At 46.8% G+C, this 17,969-nt stretch carries 18 protein-coding genes; 4 read left to right on the forward strand and 14 right to left on the reverse strand.

All coding sequences use genetic code 11. The annotated features are described in order from the left end of the window. The first annotated feature begins 388 nt into the window (after positions 1 to 388). Positions 389 to 835 (forward strand): large-conductance mechanosensitive channel protein MscL, encoded by a 447-nt coding sequence (gene mscL / locus IJ369_RS09705; protein WP_290718534.1) that lies wholly within the window; start codon positions 389 to 391, stop codon positions 833 to 835. Between the two features lie 179 nt (positions 836 to 1,014). Here mscL and dnaB read toward each other — a convergent pair whose 3' ends face one another. From dnaB to IJ369_RS09720, 3 genes are read right to left on the reverse strand one after another with little or no spacing between them, the layout of a single operon-like run. After that, positions 1,015 to 2,364: a replicative DNA helicase gene (gene dnaB / locus IJ369_RS09710; protein WP_290718536.1), complete on the reverse strand. Its 1,350-nt coding sequence runs from the start codon at positions 2,362 to 2,364 to the stop codon at positions 1,015 to 1,017. 24 nt (positions 2,365 to 2,388) lie between these two features. After that, positions 2,389 to 2,835 (reverse strand): 50S ribosomal protein L9, encoded by a 447-nt coding sequence (rplI, locus tag IJ369_RS09715; protein ID WP_290718538.1) that lies wholly within the window; start codon positions 2,833 to 2,835, stop codon positions 2,389 to 2,391. Then, positions 2,832 to 4,826 (reverse strand): DHH family phosphoesterase, encoded by a 1,995-nt coding sequence (locus tag IJ369_RS09720; protein WP_290718540.1) that lies wholly within the window; start codon positions 4,824 to 4,826, stop codon positions 2,832 to 2,834. Before IJ369_RS09720 ends, rplI begins: the two co-directional genes overlap by 4 nt. 295 nt (positions 4,827 to 5,121) lie before the next feature. Here IJ369_RS09720 and IJ369_RS09725 point away from each other — a divergent pair, with 295 nt between their 5' ends. Both IJ369_RS09725 and IJ369_RS09730 read left to right on the forward strand, forming a co-directional pair. Continuing rightward, on the forward strand, positions 5,122 to 6,363 hold the full coding sequence (locus IJ369_RS09725) for an AI-2E family transporter (protein WP_290718542.1): 1,242 nt from the start codon (positions 5,122 to 5,124) through the stop codon (positions 6,361 to 6,363). Positions 6,364 to 6,429: 66 nt separating this feature from the next. Continuing rightward, positions 6,430 to 7,329 carry a CPBP family intramembrane glutamic endopeptidase gene (locus IJ369_RS09730; RefSeq protein WP_290718544.1) on the forward strand — a complete coding sequence of 300 codons (900 nt, stop codon included), beginning with the start codon at positions 6,430 to 6,432 and terminating at the stop codon, positions 7,327 to 7,329. A 38-nt stretch (positions 7,330 to 7,367) separates the two neighbouring features. Here IJ369_RS09730 and IJ369_RS09735 read toward each other — a convergent pair whose 3' ends face one another. The 6 genes from IJ369_RS09735 to IJ369_RS09760 form a co-directional block, all read right to left on the reverse strand. Next, on the reverse strand, positions 7,368 to 8,285 hold the full coding sequence (locus IJ369_RS09735) for a diacylglycerol/lipid kinase family protein (protein WP_290718546.1): 918 nt from the start codon (positions 8,283 to 8,285) through the stop codon (positions 7,368 to 7,370). A gap of 170 nt (positions 8,286 to 8,455) precedes the next feature. Then, entirely contained in the window at positions 8,456 to 9,001 is a 546-nt protein-coding gene (gene spoVT, locus IJ369_RS09740; RefSeq protein ID WP_290718547.1) for a stage V sporulation protein T, read from the reverse strand. Between the two features lie 184 nt (positions 9,002 to 9,185). After that, positions 9,186 to 10,118: a thiamine pyrophosphate-dependent enzyme gene (locus IJ369_RS09745; RefSeq protein ID WP_290718549.1), complete on the reverse strand. Its 933-nt coding sequence runs from the start codon at positions 10,116 to 10,118 to the stop codon at positions 9,186 to 9,188. Between the two features lie 13 nt (positions 10,119 to 10,131). Then, the gene (gene porA, locus IJ369_RS09750; protein WP_290718551.1) at positions 10,132 to 11,313 is read right to left on the reverse strand and encodes a pyruvate ferredoxin oxidoreductase; all 1,182 of its coding nucleotides are present in this window, start codon (positions 11,311 to 11,313) and stop codon (positions 10,132 to 10,134) included. 1 nt (position 11,314) lies between these two features. Then, positions 11,315 to 11,623, reverse strand: coding sequence for a 4Fe-4S binding protein (locus IJ369_RS09755; protein ID WP_290718553.1), 309 nt, complete (start codon positions 11,621 to 11,623; stop codon positions 11,315 to 11,317). Continuing rightward, positions 11,624 to 12,196, reverse strand: a complete 573-nt coding sequence (locus IJ369_RS09760) for a 2-oxoacid:acceptor oxidoreductase family protein (protein WP_290718555.1) — start codon at positions 12,194 to 12,196, stop codon at positions 11,624 to 11,626. Positions 12,197 to 12,469: 273 nt separating this feature from the next. Here IJ369_RS09760 and IJ369_RS09765 point away from each other — a divergent pair, with 273 nt between their 5' ends. Then, positions 12,470 to 13,870 carry a sigma 54-interacting transcriptional regulator gene (locus IJ369_RS09765; protein WP_290718556.1) on the forward strand — a complete coding sequence of 467 codons (1,401 nt, stop codon included), beginning with the start codon at positions 12,470 to 12,472 and terminating at the stop codon, positions 13,868 to 13,870. A gap of 56 nt (positions 13,871 to 13,926) precedes the next feature. On the opposite strand, the gene IJ369_RS09770 is transcribed toward IJ369_RS09765, so the two are convergent. From IJ369_RS09770 to plsY, 5 genes are all read right to left on the reverse strand, one after another. Beyond that, complete coding sequence (locus IJ369_RS09770) at positions 13,927 to 14,070, reverse strand: hypothetical protein (RefSeq protein WP_290718558.1); 144 nt, start codon at positions 14,068 to 14,070, stop codon at positions 13,927 to 13,929. Positions 14,071 to 14,221: 151 nt separating this feature from the next. Next, positions 14,222 to 15,106 carry a DegV family protein gene (locus IJ369_RS09775; protein ID WP_290718560.1) on the reverse strand — a complete coding sequence of 295 codons (885 nt, stop codon included), beginning with the start codon at positions 15,104 to 15,106 and terminating at the stop codon, positions 14,222 to 14,224. A gap of 163 nt (positions 15,107 to 15,269) precedes the next feature. Next, positions 15,270 to 16,154: a DegV family protein gene (locus IJ369_RS09780; RefSeq protein ID WP_290718562.1), complete on the reverse strand. Its 885-nt coding sequence runs from the start codon at positions 16,152 to 16,154 to the stop codon at positions 15,270 to 15,272. A 192-nt stretch (positions 16,155 to 16,346) separates the two neighbouring features. Further along, positions 16,347 to 17,381: an NAD(P)H-dependent glycerol-3-phosphate dehydrogenase gene (locus tag IJ369_RS09785; RefSeq protein ID WP_290718595.1), complete on the reverse strand. Its 1,035-nt coding sequence runs from the start codon at positions 17,379 to 17,381 to the stop codon at positions 16,347 to 16,349. Then, positions 17,360 to 17,968, reverse strand: a complete 609-nt coding sequence (gene plsY / locus IJ369_RS09790) for a glycerol-3-phosphate 1-O-acyltransferase PlsY (protein ID WP_290718564.1) — start codon at positions 17,966 to 17,968, stop codon at positions 17,360 to 17,362. The genes IJ369_RS09785 and plsY overlap by 22 nt, the downstream gene beginning before the upstream one ends. Between the last annotated feature and the right edge of the window lies 1 nt (position 17,969).

The following is a 17,969-nucleotide window of genomic DNA, read 5'->3' on the forward strand; positions in this document are numbered from 1 at the left end:
CCCAGTTCCAAATAAAAAAGCACCGTATGCTTTTCGGAAAAATGTATCCTACATACCGTGCATTTATTCAAAAAAGGGCATAAAAACCTAAGTCAGGCTTTATTTCGATGAAAAAAGAGCTGACTGAAACGCACGGCAATATTCTGTTCAGATCGTCGGTAACCCTCAGGCTCTAAGGGGATACTATCCTTATTATGACTACCGTCCATTCCATTCACCTCCATTTTTACTGAATTATTTTTCACTCAACACTCTCAGTATATTCCTACAAAATTTTTGCGTCAACACCCTTTTCTTAAAATTTGCGAAAAGTTTTTTCTTTTTGTTGGAAAGATGCCTTTTTCTTGTTATAATCAGAAAAACAGACAAATTTAAGGAGGAGTTTTCCATGGCTTTGAAAGATACTATCAAGGAATTTAAAGAATTTGCCGTAAAGGGCAATGTCGTAGATATGGCAGTCGGCGTTATCATCGGCGGTGCATTCGGTAAGATCGTAACCTCTTTCGTGAACGACCTGATTATGCCCGTCATCGGTAAGATCACAGGCGGCACGGATTTCACACAGCTGTATCTGCCTCTGGATGGCAATACATACGCAACACTGGAAGAAGCCCAGGCGGCAACAGCGACGATCGCTTACGGTTCCTTTATCACACAGGTGCTGGATTTTCTGATTGTGGCTATCGTTATTTTTGCGGCACTGAAAATGCTGGTGAAGCTGAAACGCCCCGAAGCGCCCGTAGAAGAAGCGCCCACTACAAAGGTTTGCCCTTACTGCAAATCTGAAATTTCCATCGAAGCGACAAGATGCCCTCACTGCACATCTCAGCTGTGATTTTTCTTGGGGGTTTCACAAACTCCCACAAGGGGGAATGATTCCCCTTGACCCTTATACGCCACAAAACTACTTTTTGTGGAAAGAAAATATTTTTGAACACAAAAAAGGAGAGATAAAATTCTCTCCTTTTTATTTTGTCTTATTTCCTTTGGTTGCAAAAAACCTATCTACTTCAGTCAGAATTTTTTCAGGAAGTTCCCGAACTTTGTATACTGACCCATCCATGTCAGGTCTACGGTACCCGTCGGGCCATTTCTCTGTTTTGCGATGATGAGTTCTGCCTGATTTTTCTTTTCCGTATCGGGGAAATAATATTCATCACGATACAGGAAGGCTACTACGTCAGCATCCTGCTCGATGGCACCGGATTCACGCAGGTCGGAAAGCATCGGGCGATGGTCGGCACGCTGTTCGCAGGCACGGCTCAGCTGGCTCAGTGCGATCACAGGGGCTTCCATTTCCCTAGCAATTGCTTTCAGGGAACGGGAAATTTCAGAAATTTCCTGCTGACGGGAATCGGTACGGCTGTTGCCGCTCATCAGCTGCAGGTAGTCGATGACGATGAGCCCCAGCCCCTTTTCCACCTTCAGGCGGCGGCATTTAGAACGCACTTCCATAGGAGTGACGCCGGGGGTATCGTCGATGTAGATGGGTGCCTGAGACAGAGGCCCCATAGCGCGGATCAATTCCGCCCAGTCGTTATCCTCCAGTTCACCGGTACGCAGCTTCTGGGCATCCAGCATGGCCTCGGAACAAAGCATACGGTTTACCAGCTGTTCCCGGCTCATTTCCAGAGAAAATACCGCCGTAGGCACATTGGCACGGATAGCAGCATTCTGGATGATATTCAGGGCGAAAGCTGTTTTCCCCATGGAAGGACGAGCCGCCAGCAGGATCAGGTCGGATTTCTGCAGACCTGCTGTTTTGGCATCGAAATCCACAAACCCCGTAGGTACACCGGTCAGCTTTCCTTTGGAACGGTAGATATCCTCGATCTTCTCAATAGAAGATACGGCGATGTCTCTGATATGATGGAATTGCTCAGAATGGCGTTTCTGCATGATATCGAAAATGCTCTTTTCCGCCGTATCCATGATGGCATTGACATCCTCTTTCCCTTCATAGCTCAACTGGGAAATGTTTCCCGCCGTACGGATCAGACGGCGCAGAACAGATTTTTCTTCCACGATAGCAGCATAATGGCGCACATTGACAGAGCTGCCCACTGCCGCAGAAATATGTGCCAGAAAAGGCAGGCCGCCAATCTGCTCGAACTGGCCCTTCTCTTCCAGTTTATTTTTTACTGTGATAATATCGATGGGCGCACCGGAGCGATAGAGCTCCTCTGCCGCTTCGAAGACCATGCGGTGGTCAGGGCGGTAAAAGTCATCTCCTGTCAGCACTTCCAGTGCCACAGAAGCCGCCTCCCTGTCCAGAAACATGGAACCCAGTACCGCCTGTTCCGCCGTTTCATCATGGGGCGGCACACCGCGCATATATTCAGTTTGTTTTTCCTGTTCTTCCATGTTTTCCGCCTCCTGTATGGGGACTTACGCTTCTACGATTTTTACCTTTACTTCTGCTGTTACCTTAGGATGCAGCTTGATCACAGCTGTTCTTTCGCCCAGCATTTTGATAGGGTCGCCAATGGATACCTTCTTTTTATCGATATCCAGCTTTGTCTGTTTTACGATCTCTTCTGCAACTTCCTTATTTGTTACGGAACCGAACAGCTTGCCGTTGCCGCCTGTTTTCACCTTGATGGTAACTACCTTGTCTTCCAGAGCCTTTGCTGTTGCCTGGGCTTTTTCCAGTTCTTCCTGTTTATGTCTTGCATCCGCTTTCTGTTTCAGTTCGTAATCGTTCAGGTTGGATTTTGTTGCTTCCACTGCCAGTTTCTTAGGCAGCAGGAAGTTCTTTGCATACCCTTCGCTTACGTTGATCAGATCGCCTTTTTTGCCGACGCTTTTCACGTCCTGCAGTAAAATCATTTTCATGTTGTTTCCTCCTTCAGATATTCTTCAATGGCATTGCGGATCTGCACCAGCGCTTCATCGGTAGTACAGTCTTTCAGCTGCGCACCGGAAACGGTGAAATGACCGCCGCCGCCTAATTTTTCCATAATTCTCTGTACATTGACATCCCCGAAGCTGCGGGCGCTGACATAAACCAGTTCCCCCACCTTGCAGCAAACAAAGGAAGCCCTGACCCCTCTAACATTCATCAGATCATCCGCCGCCTGGGCTGCTGTCAGCATGGAATTTTCCACGTTGGCAGGGCATACAGAAATGGCCATACACCCAAGGAACAATTCTGCATCCCTTACTGCAACCGCCTTTGCTTTATAGGAATCGATGTCATTCTGGAACAGCATGCGCACGCGAATGCTGTCGCCGCCGTTGCGTCGCAGGAAACCTGCTGCCTCAAAGGTGATGGCGCCGGTTTTAACTGCAAAATTCTTCGTATCCAGGGTGATGCCAGCCAGCAGGGCATCTGCTTCAATAGATTTCAGTTTGATCTTCTTGCCGATATGCTGGATCATTTCTGTGATCAGCTCGGATGTGGAAGATGCATAGGGTTCATGATATAACAATACTGCCTGATCGATGAAATCCAGGGTGCTTTTTCTGTGGTGGTCGAAAATGACGATCTTCTTTGCCGCTTCCAGCACAGAAGGGCCCTCCACCATACTGGTGCGGTGGGTATCCACCACGATGACCAGTGTCTTTTCATCCATTTCTTTCAGGGCATCTTTTTCTTTGATAAAGGCTGTTTCATAATGGCCGTTTTCCGCCATTTGCCCATACATACGCTTGATACCGATGCTGATGTCATTCATGACGATACGGCATTTTTTATCCATGGCTCTCGCAATGGCACAAATACCCATGCAGGAACCCAGGCTATCCAGGTCTGCATTACGATGACCCATGACCAGAATAGAAGAGGATGCTCCCATCAATTCCCAAAGAGCATCTGCCTTTACGCGGGCGCGGATACGTCCGTTTCTGCCCACTTCTCCGGCTTTTGCGCCATAGAACAGGTATTTTTCTCCTTCTTTGATAAGTACCTGATCACCGCCGCGGCCCAGGGCCAGGTCAAGGGCTGCCTTTGCGCTCTGCATGGCATCATCCAGGGAACCGCCGCCAATGCCGATACCCATACTCATGGTAACAGGGATATGCTCCCCTACATTGATCTCACGAATAGTATTCATGATATCAAATTTCTTTTCCTTTAATGCTTCCAGATCGCCCTTGGAAAGCAGAAAGATATATCTGTCTTTTTCCAGCTTCTTCATTACGCCGTTGGCATCTATGGCAAACTGGGTCAGTTTTCTGTCTACGACTGCGGAAAGCAAAGGCTGCCTGTCCTCTGCCAGGGTATCTATCACTTCTTCGTAATTGTCCAGAAAAAGCATACCAACGACCGTTTCGCTGCTGTCCAGCTGCTGTTCCAGGGCATATTGTCTGGAAATATCCACCAGCGTCAGATTCAGCACAGCACCTACCGCGCCATTTTCCTCCACCACTTCACAATGATTCAGCATGGCATCATAATATTTTCCTTCCACTTCCACAGTCACATGTTCTCCCGTGCCGGCCTTTTTCAGCTTTTCCACCACGGGAACCACCTTTTCGGCATCAGGAAATTCCTTTGCGAAGCTTTCATTGACCATCAGGATATGGCCGCGGATATCCAGCACCGCATAAGGGATGGGCATATTCTGGGGCATAGGGAAATTTTTCTGCAGCACTGCCGTATCCAGAAATGTGGCTCTTCTGCCGTCATTTCCATCGCCGCCGGCGCCGCCATCCCCCAAAAGAGACCAGGCAAAAAAACCCGCTGCAGCACCGCCAATGGCACCAATACCCAGTTTTGTATCGATGATAAATCCAACACAAATCATCAGCACCACTGCCGCGCCGCCCACCATATTGGTTTCACCCTTCTTCTTATTCTTGCGCTTACCGCTCGTATCGTCCATAATAAGACCTCCATAAAAAGCAAAGCTTGTGTTACTAACAATTTATCCATTTGAACCTTCTTTGCTAATTATATAGTATAGCATAAAAAAAGTTAGGAGTATAGCACAAAAAGTTAGGTCTCAATAAAAAAACACCCTCCTCCCTTCCTTCTTCCGGAGGATGTCCGTTTTCTTAATAATCGTTCAGATAATAAAAAAATTAACGGGAATTCTATAGCATTCCTTCCAAATTCATAGTATCATAGATATAATGTCTTGAAAGCAGGGCATCCTATATCTGATTCGAGGTGTCAACATGAAAAAAATTGATATTTTTAGACGCAACAGAAACGATCAGGACAAGCTATTGGGAAAAATCAGCATTTATCTTTTCTTTGTAGCTGCAGCGCTGATCTTATTTGAAAAAATCATTGGCAATCTGCCTGGCATCGGCGGCAGCATCACCACTGCTGCCGATTATTTAAAGAGTTTGTGCCTGCCCTTCATCATGGGCTTCGCCATTGCCTATGTCATGAATCCCCTGATGAAATTTTTCGAACGCCTGCTGAAAAAAAGCGGCAGTTTCTTTGAGCGGCGCCCCAAAACGACCCGTACCCTGGCGATTTTGATCAACTATACCATCATCATCGGCGGCACAGTCTGGATTGTGATTTACCTCTTGCCCGAGATCCGTGATTCCATCATGGCCTTTGCAACAAACATTTCCGTTTATTCCGAAGCCATGAATATGCGTATCCAGACGATCTTTGATCAGATCGATTTCATCGACAGTAAAGATGTAAACAATGTCATCAACCGTATTCTGACTCCCATCAAGGATATTTCCGAAAATGCACCTGAGATTCTGGAAACACTGGCAAGCAATATCTATGTATTTGGCCGTGTGACACTGCAGTTCGTCATGGCAATTTTCATCGCATTCTATATGCTGCTGGATAAAGAACGCTTCGGCAAAAAAGTGCACAAAGGCATCTATGCCTTCACTTCCAGAGAAAAAGCTGAACGTTTCTTAAAAAATATCCACCGGGTCCACCTGCTTTTCCAGAATTTCATCGTCGGCAAAGCCATCGACTCTCTGATCATCGGCATCCTGGCTATGATCGGTCTGACCATTATAAAGGCACCCTTCCCTCTGATCCTGAGCCTGATCATCGGTGTGACCAATATGATCCCTTACTTTGGTCCCTTTATCGGTGCCATCCCCGCCATCCTCATCACACTGCTGATCGATCCTCCTCTGGCGATCGTCGTAGGTATCTTCATCCTGATCCTGCAGCAGTTTGACGGCAACTACCTTGGCCCCAAGATCCTGGGCAACTCCGTAGACCTGAGCCCCCTTTGGATCATCCTCGCCGTGCTGATCGGCGGCGCAGTCATGGGCCCTCCGGGTATGTTCATCGGTGTACCTATCTTCGCCACTATCAAGACCTTTGGCGGCGAATACATCAACCGCAAATATGAGAAAAAATATCCCGTCAACGATCCCATGGGGCTGTTCAAAGCTTCCGATGGTGAAGATACAGATGAGATTTCATAAACAAAAAGATCTCAAGTCTGAAAATGGCTTGAGATTTTCTCTTTTACTCACGAATGGAGGTCTTTTATGACTGAAACAAGACGAACCAGTTTTTTTGCCCTACTGTTTTTCGTATATTTCATCGGGGTATCCTTCGGGCTGGCAGTCATCCCCGCAGTGGCGGAGCTTTCCGACAGTTCCTATATGCTGCTGGCACAGATGATATGCTTTCTGCCCCCTGTGGTGCTTTATTTTATCATCACAAAAAAAGATGTGAAAAAGACTTTACGGCTGAATCCTCTGGGCTGGAAAAATATCCTCATCATTCTTTCCTTTGGCGTTTCCATACAGCCTCTGATGAGCCTGCTTTCCTATGTGACAGCGCTTTTTTTCCCAAATCCCGTGGAGCAATCCATGGAGGGCATCCAGTCTTCCGGGTTCCTGATTTCCCTGCTTTCTGTGGCAATCATCCCCGCCCTGCTGGAGGAAGTCTTTTCCCGTGGCATCCTGCTTTCTGGCTATCATTTTCTGGGGAAAAAGATGGCGGCCTTTGCCTGTGCCCTGCTTTTTGCCCTGCTGCATCTGAACCCCCAGCAGTTCCTGTATGCCTTCCTGGTGGGCTTTATTTTCTGCTTCTTAGTGGAACGGACGGATTCCCTTTACGCCTCCATCCTGCCCCATATGATCATCAACGGCACAACGGTATTCAGTATCTTTGCCGACGAAGCGGCAGCAGAAACAGCCGCCATGGCGGCAGAAATGACCGAATCCACCATCCTGGTCTATCTCTTTCTGATGGCGCTGATTTCCATCCCCTGGCTGGCGATTCTGCTGATGCTTTTCCTGCGGATCAATCCTCCCAGAGAGGAACTCCTTCTCATGGATGAAAACGGAAACCCCTATCAGGAACGGTTCCTTTCTCCTGCTATCATCACGATTTTCGCCATTTATGTCGTATTTGGCCTTTTGCCCTATATCATAACCTAAAAAATAAGAGCATGTCCTTTCGGATATGCTCTTTCTTTTTATGCTTTGGTTTTCAGACCTTTTGGAACGATAAAACGGAAAGCACGGGGCGAAATTTCCGCCTTCAGATATGTAAACTGAGAGATTTCCCCGTCAATGCTGATATTGGTAGGCTTAGAAACTGCCAGTTCCAGCTTGCTGTATTTTTCATAAAGGACTTTTTCCTGTCCCAGTTTTGTTTCCAGATATGTGCCTGTCTTATACTTGGGCAGGATACCAATAAATTTCCTTCTGGAAAGCATCTTCACAATCCCCACATCCATCATGCCATCATCCAGCGCCGCCTCAGGGGAGGAGCAGAAGCCGCCGCCGCAAAAGCTGCCGTTGGCAATAGTACAAAGTAGGAATTTACCTGCCATAGTGGTACCGTCCGCCCAACGGAAAGACATACGGTTGCCCATAGGCTTGGCAAACATGGTAATGATGCCCATGATATAGGCCAGAGGGCCGCTGATGAGGGGCTTTTTCTTCCATTCTGCCGCCTTCACCACCACTTCGCAGTCGAAGCCAATATTTACCATATTCACTACATATCTGTCATTGATATCGATGGCATCACAGGAAATGCTTTCCCCTTCCACCTGGGAAAGGATATCCATGAAATCACTTTTTTTGCCAAAATTACGGACAAAATCGTTGCCTGTTCCCACAGGGATAAGGCCGATCTCCGCTTGCGGAAAGCCCTTCGCCCCATTGACTGCCTCATGGAAGCTGCCGTCCCCGCCGCAGACATAAAATCGTACCATTTTGCCTGCTTCACAGGTCTCTCTGACGAAACGCTCTGCGTCGCCCGGCGCCTTCGTCGTATAAATGCTGTATGCATATCCTGTTCCCTCCAAAGCTTTTTCAATGGCAGGGATGAGCTTTTTTGCCTTGCCCTGACCCGCGGAAGGATTGATGATAAAAATATGTTCCATAGTTTTTCTCCCCGAAAATTCTTCTTAAAACTTTCTTACAAAATACCACATTTTTCGACAGAAAAAAAGTCTTTGAAATATGGAATCTCAAAGACTTTTCCTTTCCCTGCCGGGAGGGCGCAGTCGTTTTTACAAAACAGTCTGCTGAAGTTTGGCTTTGCCAAACTCTATTATTGTTCCATCTGCTTGCCCAGAAACCCCGCTGCCGTTTGTGCCAGCTTGCCTTCCACTTCCCCCATTTTCTGATCCTTGGAAAGAAAGATGATAGCGCCCATGGCGTCCCCTTCGGCGATAATGGGAACGATCAGCTGATGGTTATAGGTCTCTTCGGAATCATCCTCCAGAACGGGAACAAAATTAGAATCGTTTCGCTCTGCGATGAGAGCTGTCCGCTTATTAATGCAATTCTCCATTTCCGGGCTGATGTGCTTTTCGAAAAATTCTTTTTTACCGCCGCCGGAAACAGCGATGATCTGGTCTTTATCCACGATGCAGGTGATATGTCCTGCCGTTTGAGCCAGAGATTCTGCGTATTCTTTTGCAAATGCCCCCAGCTCCCCGATGGGAGAATATTTCTTCAGGATGATTTCACCCTCTCTGTCGGTAAAAATCTCCAGAGGGTCACCTTCTCTGATGCGGAGCGTTCTTCTGATTTCTTTTGGGATGACCACACGCCCAAGGTCGTCTATTCTTCTGACAATGCCTGTTGCCTTCATTGTATATTCCTCCTGCCAAATTTATTGTAAATGTAGTATTTGCAGGAAGATTTGAAATATGCGCCCCGGTTTGCCATGTGAAAATCTGGCAGTTTTCAAAAAAGAAAAGGTACCCCGCCCGGAGCGAAGCACCCTTTCTTTGTATGAAGGTATATTTTAAAGTCTAAAATATTTTTTCTTAGGATCAGCGGCTGCAGCGGATCTTAAGGTCTTCCCATTTACGGTCAACTTCTTTCTGATACAGTTCAATCAGATGTTCATTTTCTTTCTTGAACAGGTGTTTGAAACGACCCTGAGGTTTCAGGAAATCTTCGATGGGCAGTTTGTTCTTGGGTTCATAGTTCAGCACCCATTTGCCGTCGATAACTTCAAACAGAGGCCAGTAGCATGTTTCTACCGCCAATTTGCAGATATCGATGATATCAGGTGTGTTGTATCTCCAGCCTCTGGGGCAGGGAGCCATGATGTTCAGGAAAGCTGCGCCCTTTGTATAGATGGCTTTTTCTGCTTTCTGGTGCAGGTCTCTGAAGTTCTGTACGAATGTTGTCTGTGCAACATAGGGTACGTTGTGTTCAGCGATGATATAAGCCAGGTCTTTTCTATTCTGGGGTTTCCCATTGGATTCTGTACCAACGGGTGTTGTTGTTGTATCCGCGAACATAGGTGTTGCAGAGGAACGCTGGATACCTGTGTTCATGTATGCGCCATTGTCGTAGCAAACATAAACCATGTCTGTATTTCTTTCCATTGTGCCGGACAGAGACTGGAAACCGATATCGTATGTACCGCCGTCGCCGCCGATGGCAATGAATTTATATGTTTCGTCAACTTTGCCTCTCTTTTTCAGAGCCTGGTAAGCTGCTTCTGCGCCGCTGGCACTTGCGCCTGCGTTTTCGAAAGCAGTATGGATATAGGAATCTTCCCATGCGATATAAGGATAAGCGAATGTGGAAACTTCCAGACAGCCTGTTGCATTACAGATAACAGCGTGGTCGCCGTCATGCAGGCCTCTCAGCACGTTTCTAGCTGCGATAGTACCGCCGCAGCCGGCACACATTCTGTGACCAGGCGCCAGACGTTCGGGCTTGGACATTGTTTCTTTGAAATTATAAGCCATGATTCTTCCTCCCTTACTCTCTGATGGACAGGTAGCGGTATGCTGCGCCCAGTTCGCCTGTCTCTTCTACTGTCTGCATGTCAGCAAATACGGATGTCAGACTGTCTACTGTAACATCGCGGCCGCCCAGACCATATACATAGTTCAGTACCTTGGGAGCGTTTTCAGCACCATACAGAGCAGCCTTTACTTCTGCACCCAGAGGGCCGCAGTTGCCGTTGTAGCTTTCTGTACGGTCCATGCATGCAACGACTTTCGCATTTTTGATGGCTGCTGCGATTTCTTCTGCAGGGAAAGGACGGAACAGACGGATCTTCAGAACGCCGGCTTTTACGCCTTTTTCTCTCAGTGCGTCTACTGCGTCTTTTGCTGTACCTGCAGCGGAACCGATGATGACCATAACGAAGTCTGCATCTTCTGTTTTATATTCTTCAAACAGACCATATTCACGGCCGGAGATGGTTGCAAATTCTTTTGCTACATCCAGAGCAACCTGTTTTGCGTTATACAGGGCTTCCAGCTGTGCTCTTTTTGCTTCCATATAGTAAGCAGGAACACCATAGGGGCCTAATGCCATGGGTTCATCTTTTTTCAGCATGTAGTGTTCGGGGTTGTATTCGCCAACGAAAGCTTTAACCTTTTCGTCTTCGATCAGTTCAATATTTTCAACACCGTGGCTGGTGATGAAACCATCCTGACAAACCATGATGGGCAGACGTACGGAAGGATGTTCTGCGATACGATAAGCCTGAACGAAGTTGTCATATGCTTCCTGGTTGTTTTCTGCAAAGATCTGGATCCAGCCGGCATCTCTTGCGCCCATTACGTCGGAATGGTCACAGTTGATGTTGATAGGGCCGGACAGGGCACGGCAAACCAGAGCCAGTGCCAGAGGCAATCTGTCAGAGGCTGCCACATACAGAGGTTCCCACATGTAAGCCAGACCGCAGGAGGATGTTGCTGTCAGGCTTCTTGCGCCGGCAGCTTCTGCAGCGATAGTAGCACTCATGGAGCTGTGTTCACTTTCTACAGGTACGAAAACAGTGTCTACCTGGCCATTTGCTACATAAGAGGAGAAATACTGAGGGATCTCAGTGGAAGGTGTGATGGGGAAAGCGGGGAATACGTCGGGGTTGATCTGACGCAGTGCGATTGCCACCGCTTCATTACCGGATAATCTTTCTCTGATAGACATATTATTCAACAGCTCCTTTCATCTTGATGGCGCCGAAAGGACAAACTTTCGCGCAGATGCCACAGCCTTTGCAGTGGTCAAAGTCGAAATCTGTACGTTTGCCGTCTACAACGGGGATAGAGCTATCGGGACAAACAGGTACGCAAAGCAGGCACTGTTTGCAGTTTGCTTCGATAAATTCAGGACAGTCTACTCTCCATTCGCCTGTGTTGAACAGTTTGGAAGTACCGCAGCCGAAAATATTGCAGCCTTCTGTAATATTTTTCCATGTTACGGATTCATTGATCTTGCTGATATCTGTCTTTGCCATTTACTTTACCTCCTCTAACGCCATAGTCAAAGCTTTCATGTTGCCTTCGATTACTTCAGGCTTGGAAGCAAATTTGTGTTTGAAAGAAGCTTCCATCTGTGCCAGGAAGTCTTCTACGGGCATGATGTTGCAGATCTTTACGATCGCAGCCAGCATGGGAGAGTTGGGGAAATATTTACCCAGAGCAGCCATGGATACCTTTCTTGCATCGATGGTATAAACGCCGCCTTCATAGCCTTTCAGCAGGGGCATCAGTTCTTCCTTTGTACGGCTGGAGTTGATCACGATCGCGCCTTCTTTTTTCAAACCTTTTGTTACGTCTACGCTTTCCAGCAGTGTTTCGTCAACAACAACTACGTAATCGGGTTCATAGATATTGGAATGGACGCGGATAGGTTTATCGCTGATTCTGTTGTAAGCAGTGATGGGCGCACCCATACGTTCAGGACCGTATTCAGGGAAACCCTGGATATATTTGCCTGTGTTGAATGTTACATCCGCCAGCAGAAGGGATGCTGTTTTGGCACCCTGACCACCACGACCATGCCATCTGATTTCAAGTGTTTTTGACATGTAAATGCCTCCTTTTTTATAGATTTGTTTTTATTTAAGAGCAAAAAACGTGCCAAAATCGGCGGACACATGTTTTTTTAGAGATACAAAGCTTTTCCCATTTTTCAATTGTTGTATTTTTTCAAATACAATCCAAAATTCTAACAAAATTTTACAGGTTTCTCACAAATCGAATTGTATTTTTTCAAAAACACTTCCATTTTTCTCCCTTATCTTCTATAATCTAAATCATGTTAATTTACGAAAGATAAAATATATCAAATAGGTGATCATATGAGTTTACTTTCAGATAAATTCCCGAATCTCTCCATTTTCGAAGAAATTCTGGATGATATTGACGAAGGCATCAACGTGGCGGATAATAACGGCATCCTGGTCTATGCCAACCGCACCTCCGCCGCCTATTGCAATGCCAAGCGGGAAGAAATGATCGGCCGCTCCATTGAGCAGTACTACCCCTCCGCTATGATGCTGGAGGTCATGCGTACCCATAAGGCCATTTACAACCGCCGCATTCACTTTATCGGCGAAAAAAGATATATGTGCAGCAGCTTCCCCATCTTCGAGAATGGGGAATTTCTGGGGGCTTTCTCTATTTTCCGGGATGTCCGCCAGATCGAAGAGCTGGACTACCAAGTAAAACTGTTGCAACAAAAACTGCATCTGAATACCCCTGAAACAGACGTCAACGACCTGATCGGCTTCCAATACGGCGGAACATTGAGCAAAGTCTATCAAAAGGCGAAACGTACCGTTGGCAGTCTGGGCGGCCCCCGCCATTCCATCATCACAGGGGAAAGCGGCACCGGGAAAACCATGCTGGCAGGGCTGATCTATGAATATGCCAAGACTGTGGGCGTTATCGAAAAAAATGCTCCTTTCATCGAGGTGAACTGTGCCCAGTTCAGCAATCCGGACATTGCCGCCATGGAAATTTTCGGCAGTGAAGAAGGGGCTTACACCGGTTCCAAATCAAAAAAAGGCCTGTTCGAACAGGCCAGCGGCGGTATTTTATTTCTGGATGAAGCCCATGCCCTGAATCATTACCAGAACATGCTGCTGAAAGCCATCGAATCCGGTGAAATTCGCCGTATCGGCGGCACGAAAGCCATTCCCATCGATGTCATTATCATCGCCGCTTCCACCCAGAAGCTGGAGGATGTGTTCCTGCCCGAGCTGTATCAGCGTTTGGCCCAGTATGAAATGCATCTGCCTGCCCTGAAGGAAAGAAGTATGGAGGAAAAGGAAGTCCTTCTGCGCCATTTTGTCCGCAGATATGAGGACTCCGTGCAGCAGTTTCATCAGATCACCTGTAATATTTCCCTGACGGCGGCGGCAAAGCACGCCCTGCTGCAGGCGGAATATCCCAGAAATATCCGCCAGTTCCGGGATGTCATCAATTCCAGCATCGACGCGGCATGTCCTCTGCTGGAAGATGTGAAGGACAGAAAAAATCTGGAAGTGCTGGTTTCCCTGGAAAATATCCCCTTTGCCACGGAAACCGCAGAAGATATCGAAGCAGGAAAAAAATTATCCGATGCTGCCCGCACGCTGATCCTGCAGATGGCGGAACAGAGCCTGGGCCCCCGCAAGATCTCCAAACAGCTGTTGGAGCATGATATCGATCTGCCCTATTATAAGGTCGCTTATTTTTTGAAAAATCATAAGGCATAAGAAAGAGTCTCCGAAGACCGGTAAAACCCATCTTCCGGAGACTCTTTCTATTTTGTTTATTTTACAATTTCAATGCTCTGTGTACTGGGAATCCAGCGCACAGTTGCGCCAAAGTTTTCACCAATGCAAAGCCTTTGCCAGATCTTCCGCAGAGCCAGCGCTATCGCCGCAGTCAGCACATATGCCAATGCTCGTTTCATATTTCAACCTTCTTTCCAAAAAGTAATTGTCATACATTTCCATTATCATTATATTGTATAAACATGCAAAAACCAAAATAAACCACAGCTTTTCCAACCTTTTTCACCATACAAAAAAGTCTCGGATATTTATCCGAGACTTTGCTTTCTACTATTCTCTTTCTTCTCCCCAGAAGAACAGAGCCACTGTGCCGGGGCCTGTATGGCAGCCAATGGTGGTGCCGATATTATTGATGAGAACTTTCCCATTCAAATTAGGAAAACGTTCTTCGATCAAATTTGCCACCGCCTCTGCATCTCCTTTGCATGCAGAATGGGAAATATAGCATTTGCCGCTGTAATCCATACCGTTTTCTGCATATTCTTCCATCTTTTTCACAATGGCTTCGATAACTTTCTTCTTTGTTCTGACCTTCTGTTTCGGGATCAGCTTGCCCTCCTTATCCACATGGAGCAATGGACAGATATTCAGCATCGTCCCCACGAAACCGGCTGTTTTTGTAACTCTGCCACCTTTGATGAAAAAAGTCAGGTCCGTAGAGAAAAACCAGTGATGCATTCTTCTCTTGTTTTCTTCCGCCCAGCGATAGATCTCATCGATAGACTTTCCTTCGTCCCGCAAGTCCGCCAACTGATCCATCAGCAAACCATAACCGGAGGATGCCGCCAAAGAATCCACAATATAGATTTTCCTGTCGGGGTATCTTTCCTGCAGGACATCCCTTGCGATATTGGCAGAATTCAATACACCGGAAATGCCGGAAGACAGGGTCAGATGCAGAATATCCCTGCCCTCTTTCAGGAAAGGCTCAAAATATTCTTCGAATTCTACAGCATTGATCTGAGATGTTTTTGTATCCGCCCCATCGGTCATAGCCTGATAAAAGGCATCGATGGACATAGATTCCCCCAGATCATCCAGATAAGATTTGCCATCCAGCTCATAGTGATAGCAGATGTAGTTGATATTTCTACTGTTGAAATGTTCCTTCGACAGATCCGCCGTGGAACAACAGCTTAAAACAAAATTTTCCATACGTACCTCCTAAATTGTTTCATGTGTTAAATACGCATGATGTAATTTTTACCACCACATTATAGAGCGGCTCAACAAATTTGTAAATACCATAATTTGATTTTATGTTAATTTGCTGTAAATAAATAAGCCCCGAACTTTCCGTTCGGGACTTTTCTTTTTCTTATTCTCTTTCTGCACCCCAGAAACATACAACCACTGTGCCGGGGCCAGTGTGGCTGCCAATAACCGTACCAATGTTGTCGATCTCCACTTTGCCTTTCAGGTTAGGGAAACGCTCTTCAATCTGCTTTGCAACATACTGCACATCTTCCAAACACGCAGAATGGGCAATAAAGCATTTGCCTGCATATTCTTTGCCATTTTCTGCATTTTCTTCCATTTTATTTACCAGCGCTTCGAATACTCTTTTCTTTGTTCTCACCTTCTGCTTCGCCTGCAGACCACCCTTGCCATCTACGCACAGGATGGGGCAGATATTCAGCATCGTCCCCACAAAGCCTGCTGTTTTTGTCAAGCGGCCGCCGCGCACCAGATATTTCAGATCTGTTACGGTGAACCAATGATGCAGTCTGCCTTTGCTTGCTTCTACCCACTGATATACTTCGTCAATAGATTTACCTGCATCGCGCAAATCTGCCAGCTCATCCATCAAAAGGCCATAACCGCAGGCAGCGCACAGGGAATCTACGACATAGATCTTTCTGTCAGGATATTTTTCCTGCAGCATATCTTTTGCGATATTTGCTGCATTGTTTACACCGGAAATGCCGGAAGACAATGTCACATGCAGGATATCCTTGCCTTCCTTCAGGAAGGGTTCAAAATATTCTTCAAATTCGCCCACGTTTACCTGAGATGTTTTTGTCATTGCGCCATCTGCCATCGCTTTATAAAATGTATCGAAGGGCATGCTTTCGCCCAGGTCATCAGCATACTGCGCTTCATCCAGGAAATAGTGGAAACAAACATAATGGATATCTCTATTATTAAAATGTTCTTTTGTCAGATCTGCTGTAGAACAGCAGCTGAGAATGTAGTTGCTCATATATACCTCCAAAACGTTTTCGCTTTTATATAACGTAGTTTTCATTACCACATTATAAGAGACAGAATCTGATTTGTAAAGGTAATTTATATCTATTTCCTGCAAAAACCTGATAAAACCAATGTTTTTTGCTTTCTACAACAAAACAAGCCGCTTTTCAGCGGCTCATTTTCCTTTATTTTTCAGATAATGTTACTCTTCTTCTGCTCTGTTGTCTCTTGTCATCAGTTCCAGAACAGCATCTTCCACATTCTTGTCGCCAAACAGCACTTCGCTCATGATCTCTGTAATAGGCATAGAAACATTATATTTTTCCGCCAGCTGACATGCTGCCTGCACGGTATTCACGCCTTCTACGACCATTTTTACTTCATCCAGTGTTTCCTGCAGGCTCTTACCCTGGCCCAACAGGATACCGGCTCTGCGGTTTCTGGAATGCATACTGGTGCATGTTACGATCAGGTCGCCGATGCCGGAAAGGCCAGCAAAGGTTTCCGCCTTGCCGCCCATGGCAATGCCCAGGCGTTTCATTTCCGCGATACCTCTTGTCATCAGGGCTGCCTTTGTGTTATCGCCAAAACCCAGGCCATCAGACATACCTGCAGCCAGAGCCATAACGTTTTTCAGGGCTGCGCCAATTTCAACGCCAATCATATCTGTGTTCGTATACAAACGGAAGCGAGGATTTGCAAATTCTTCCTGAACCATTTTTGCCGCCGCTTCATTTTCGCAGGCGATCAGACAGGTTGTAGGAATCCTTCTTGCCACTTCTTCCGCATGGCTGGGGCCGGAAAGGACACAAACCTCACACTGGGGTGCTTCTCTTTTAATAACATCAGAAAGCATCATCAGTGTGCCGGGTTCCAGACCCTTTGCCACATTTACAAGGATCTGCCATGTTTTCAGATAAGGGGAAAAATCTCTAACAGTGTCTGCTACCGCGCGGGAAGGCACCGCCAGAATGATGATGTCTGCGCCCTTCACAGCCTCTTCCTTGTCTATGGTGGCCTGAATGTTTTCAGGGATCACCACGCCGGGCAGATATTTTTCATTTTTTCTTTCGTTCAGCAGTTCATCCACTGCATCCTGTCTTCTGGACCAGATCATAACTTCGTGTCCATTTTCCGCCAGCATCACTGCAAGGGCTGTGCCCCAGCTACCGGAACCAATGACCGTTACTTTCTTCATATCCATGACCTCCAGTCTTACTTCTTCTTGGAACCAAATCTGTTTTCTGTGCCGTTCAAAAGCTTCTTGATATTCCCTCTGTGTCTCCAGACTGCCAGCGCGCTGACGCAGGCGGTGATCAGGACGATCTCCTGCTCAAAGCCCAGGAAATAGCAACTGATGGGCAGACAAAGGGCAAAGGACAGAGACCCAACAGAAACATAGCGTGTGCCAAAGGCCAGCCCAAAACCGATCAGAGCATTTGGAATAGCCAATAGAGGATTTGTGGTAAATGCCAGCGCCGCTGTCATGCCGATCATAACAGCGATGCCCTTGCCGCCCTTAAAATTCAAATAGAAGGGGTAGTTATGACCCAGCACAGCGCCCACGCTGCCGAAAAGCCCGGCAACGGTTGCATTGTCTTTGAAAATCGCACGGCAGATCAGGAAGGCAATCACGGATTTCAGAATATCACCGATGAATACCATGGCGCCCGCCTTTTTCCCCAGAACACGCAGGGCATTTGTGGTACCCAGGTTGCCGCTGCCATGCTGACGCAGGTCTACCCTCCAGAGCTTGCCTACCACATGGGCCGATTCGATACAGCCGATGCAGTAACCAATCAAAATACAAATCAGTCGAAACATA

Origin of the sequence: Anaerotignum sp. (assembly GCF_017483025.1) — a bacterium.
In the GTDB taxonomy this organism is placed as follows: Bacteria; Bacillota; Clostridia; order Lachnospirales; family Anaerotignaceae; genus Anaerotignum_A.

What these genes read in the sequence shown, in the direction of transcription:
- mscL (WP_290718534.1), top strand. Translation starts at nt 389, where the DNA reads ATGGCTTTGAAAGATACTATCAAGGAATTTAAAGAATTTGCCGTAAAG.
- dnaB (WP_290718536.1), bottom strand. Translation starts at nt 2,364, where the DNA reads ATGGAAGAACAGGAAAAACAAACTGAATATATGCGCGGTGTGCCGCCC.
- rplI (WP_290718538.1), bottom strand. Translation starts at nt 2,835, where the DNA reads ATGAAAATGATTTTACTGCAGGACGTGAAAAGCGTCGGCAAAAAAGGC.
- IJ369_RS09720 (WP_290718540.1), bottom strand. Translation starts at nt 4,826, where the DNA reads ATGGACGATACGAGCGGTAAGCGCAAGAATAAGAAGAAGGGTGAAACC.
- IJ369_RS09725 (WP_290718542.1), top strand. Translation starts at nt 5,122, where the DNA reads ATGAAAAAAATTGATATTTTTAGACGCAACAGAAACGATCAGGACAAG.
- IJ369_RS09730 (WP_290718544.1), top strand. Translation starts at nt 6,430, where the DNA reads ATGACTGAAACAAGACGAACCAGTTTTTTTGCCCTACTGTTTTTCGTA.
- IJ369_RS09735 (WP_290718546.1), bottom strand. Translation starts at nt 8,285, where the DNA reads ATGGAACATATTTTTATCATCAATCCTTCCGCGGGTCAGGGCAAGGCA.
- spoVT (WP_290718547.1), bottom strand. Translation starts at nt 9,001, where the DNA reads ATGAAGGCAACAGGCATTGTCAGAAGAATAGACGACCTTGGGCGTGTG.
- IJ369_RS09745 (WP_290718549.1), bottom strand. Translation starts at nt 10,118, where the DNA reads ATGGCTTATAATTTCAAAGAAACAATGTCCAAGCCCGAACGTCTGGCG.
- porA (WP_290718551.1), bottom strand. Translation starts at nt 11,313, where the DNA reads ATGTCTATCAGAGAAAGATTATCCGGTAATGAAGCGGTGGCAATCGCA.
- IJ369_RS09755 (WP_290718553.1), bottom strand. Translation starts at nt 11,623, where the DNA reads ATGGCAAAGACAGATATCAGCAAGATCAATGAATCCGTAACATGGAAA.
- IJ369_RS09760 (WP_290718555.1), bottom strand. Translation starts at nt 12,196, where the DNA reads ATGTCAAAAACACTTGAAATCAGATGGCATGGTCGTGGTGGTCAGGGT.
- IJ369_RS09765 (WP_290718556.1), top strand. Translation starts at nt 12,470, where the DNA reads ATGAGTTTACTTTCAGATAAATTCCCGAATCTCTCCATTTTCGAAGAA.
- IJ369_RS09770 (WP_290718558.1), bottom strand. Translation starts at nt 14,070, where the DNA reads ATGAAACGAGCATTGGCATATGTGCTGACTGCGGCGATAGCGCTGGCT.
- IJ369_RS09775 (WP_290718560.1), bottom strand. Translation starts at nt 15,106, where the DNA reads ATGGAAAATTTTGTTTTAAGCTGTTGTTCCACGGCGGATCTGTCGAAG.
- IJ369_RS09780 (WP_290718562.1), bottom strand. Translation starts at nt 16,154, where the DNA reads ATGAGCAACTACATTCTCAGCTGCTGTTCTACAGCAGATCTGACAAAA.
- plsY (WP_290718564.1), bottom strand. Translation starts at nt 17,968, where the DNA reads ATGTTTCGACTGATTTGTATTTTGATTGGTTACTGCATCGGCTGTATC.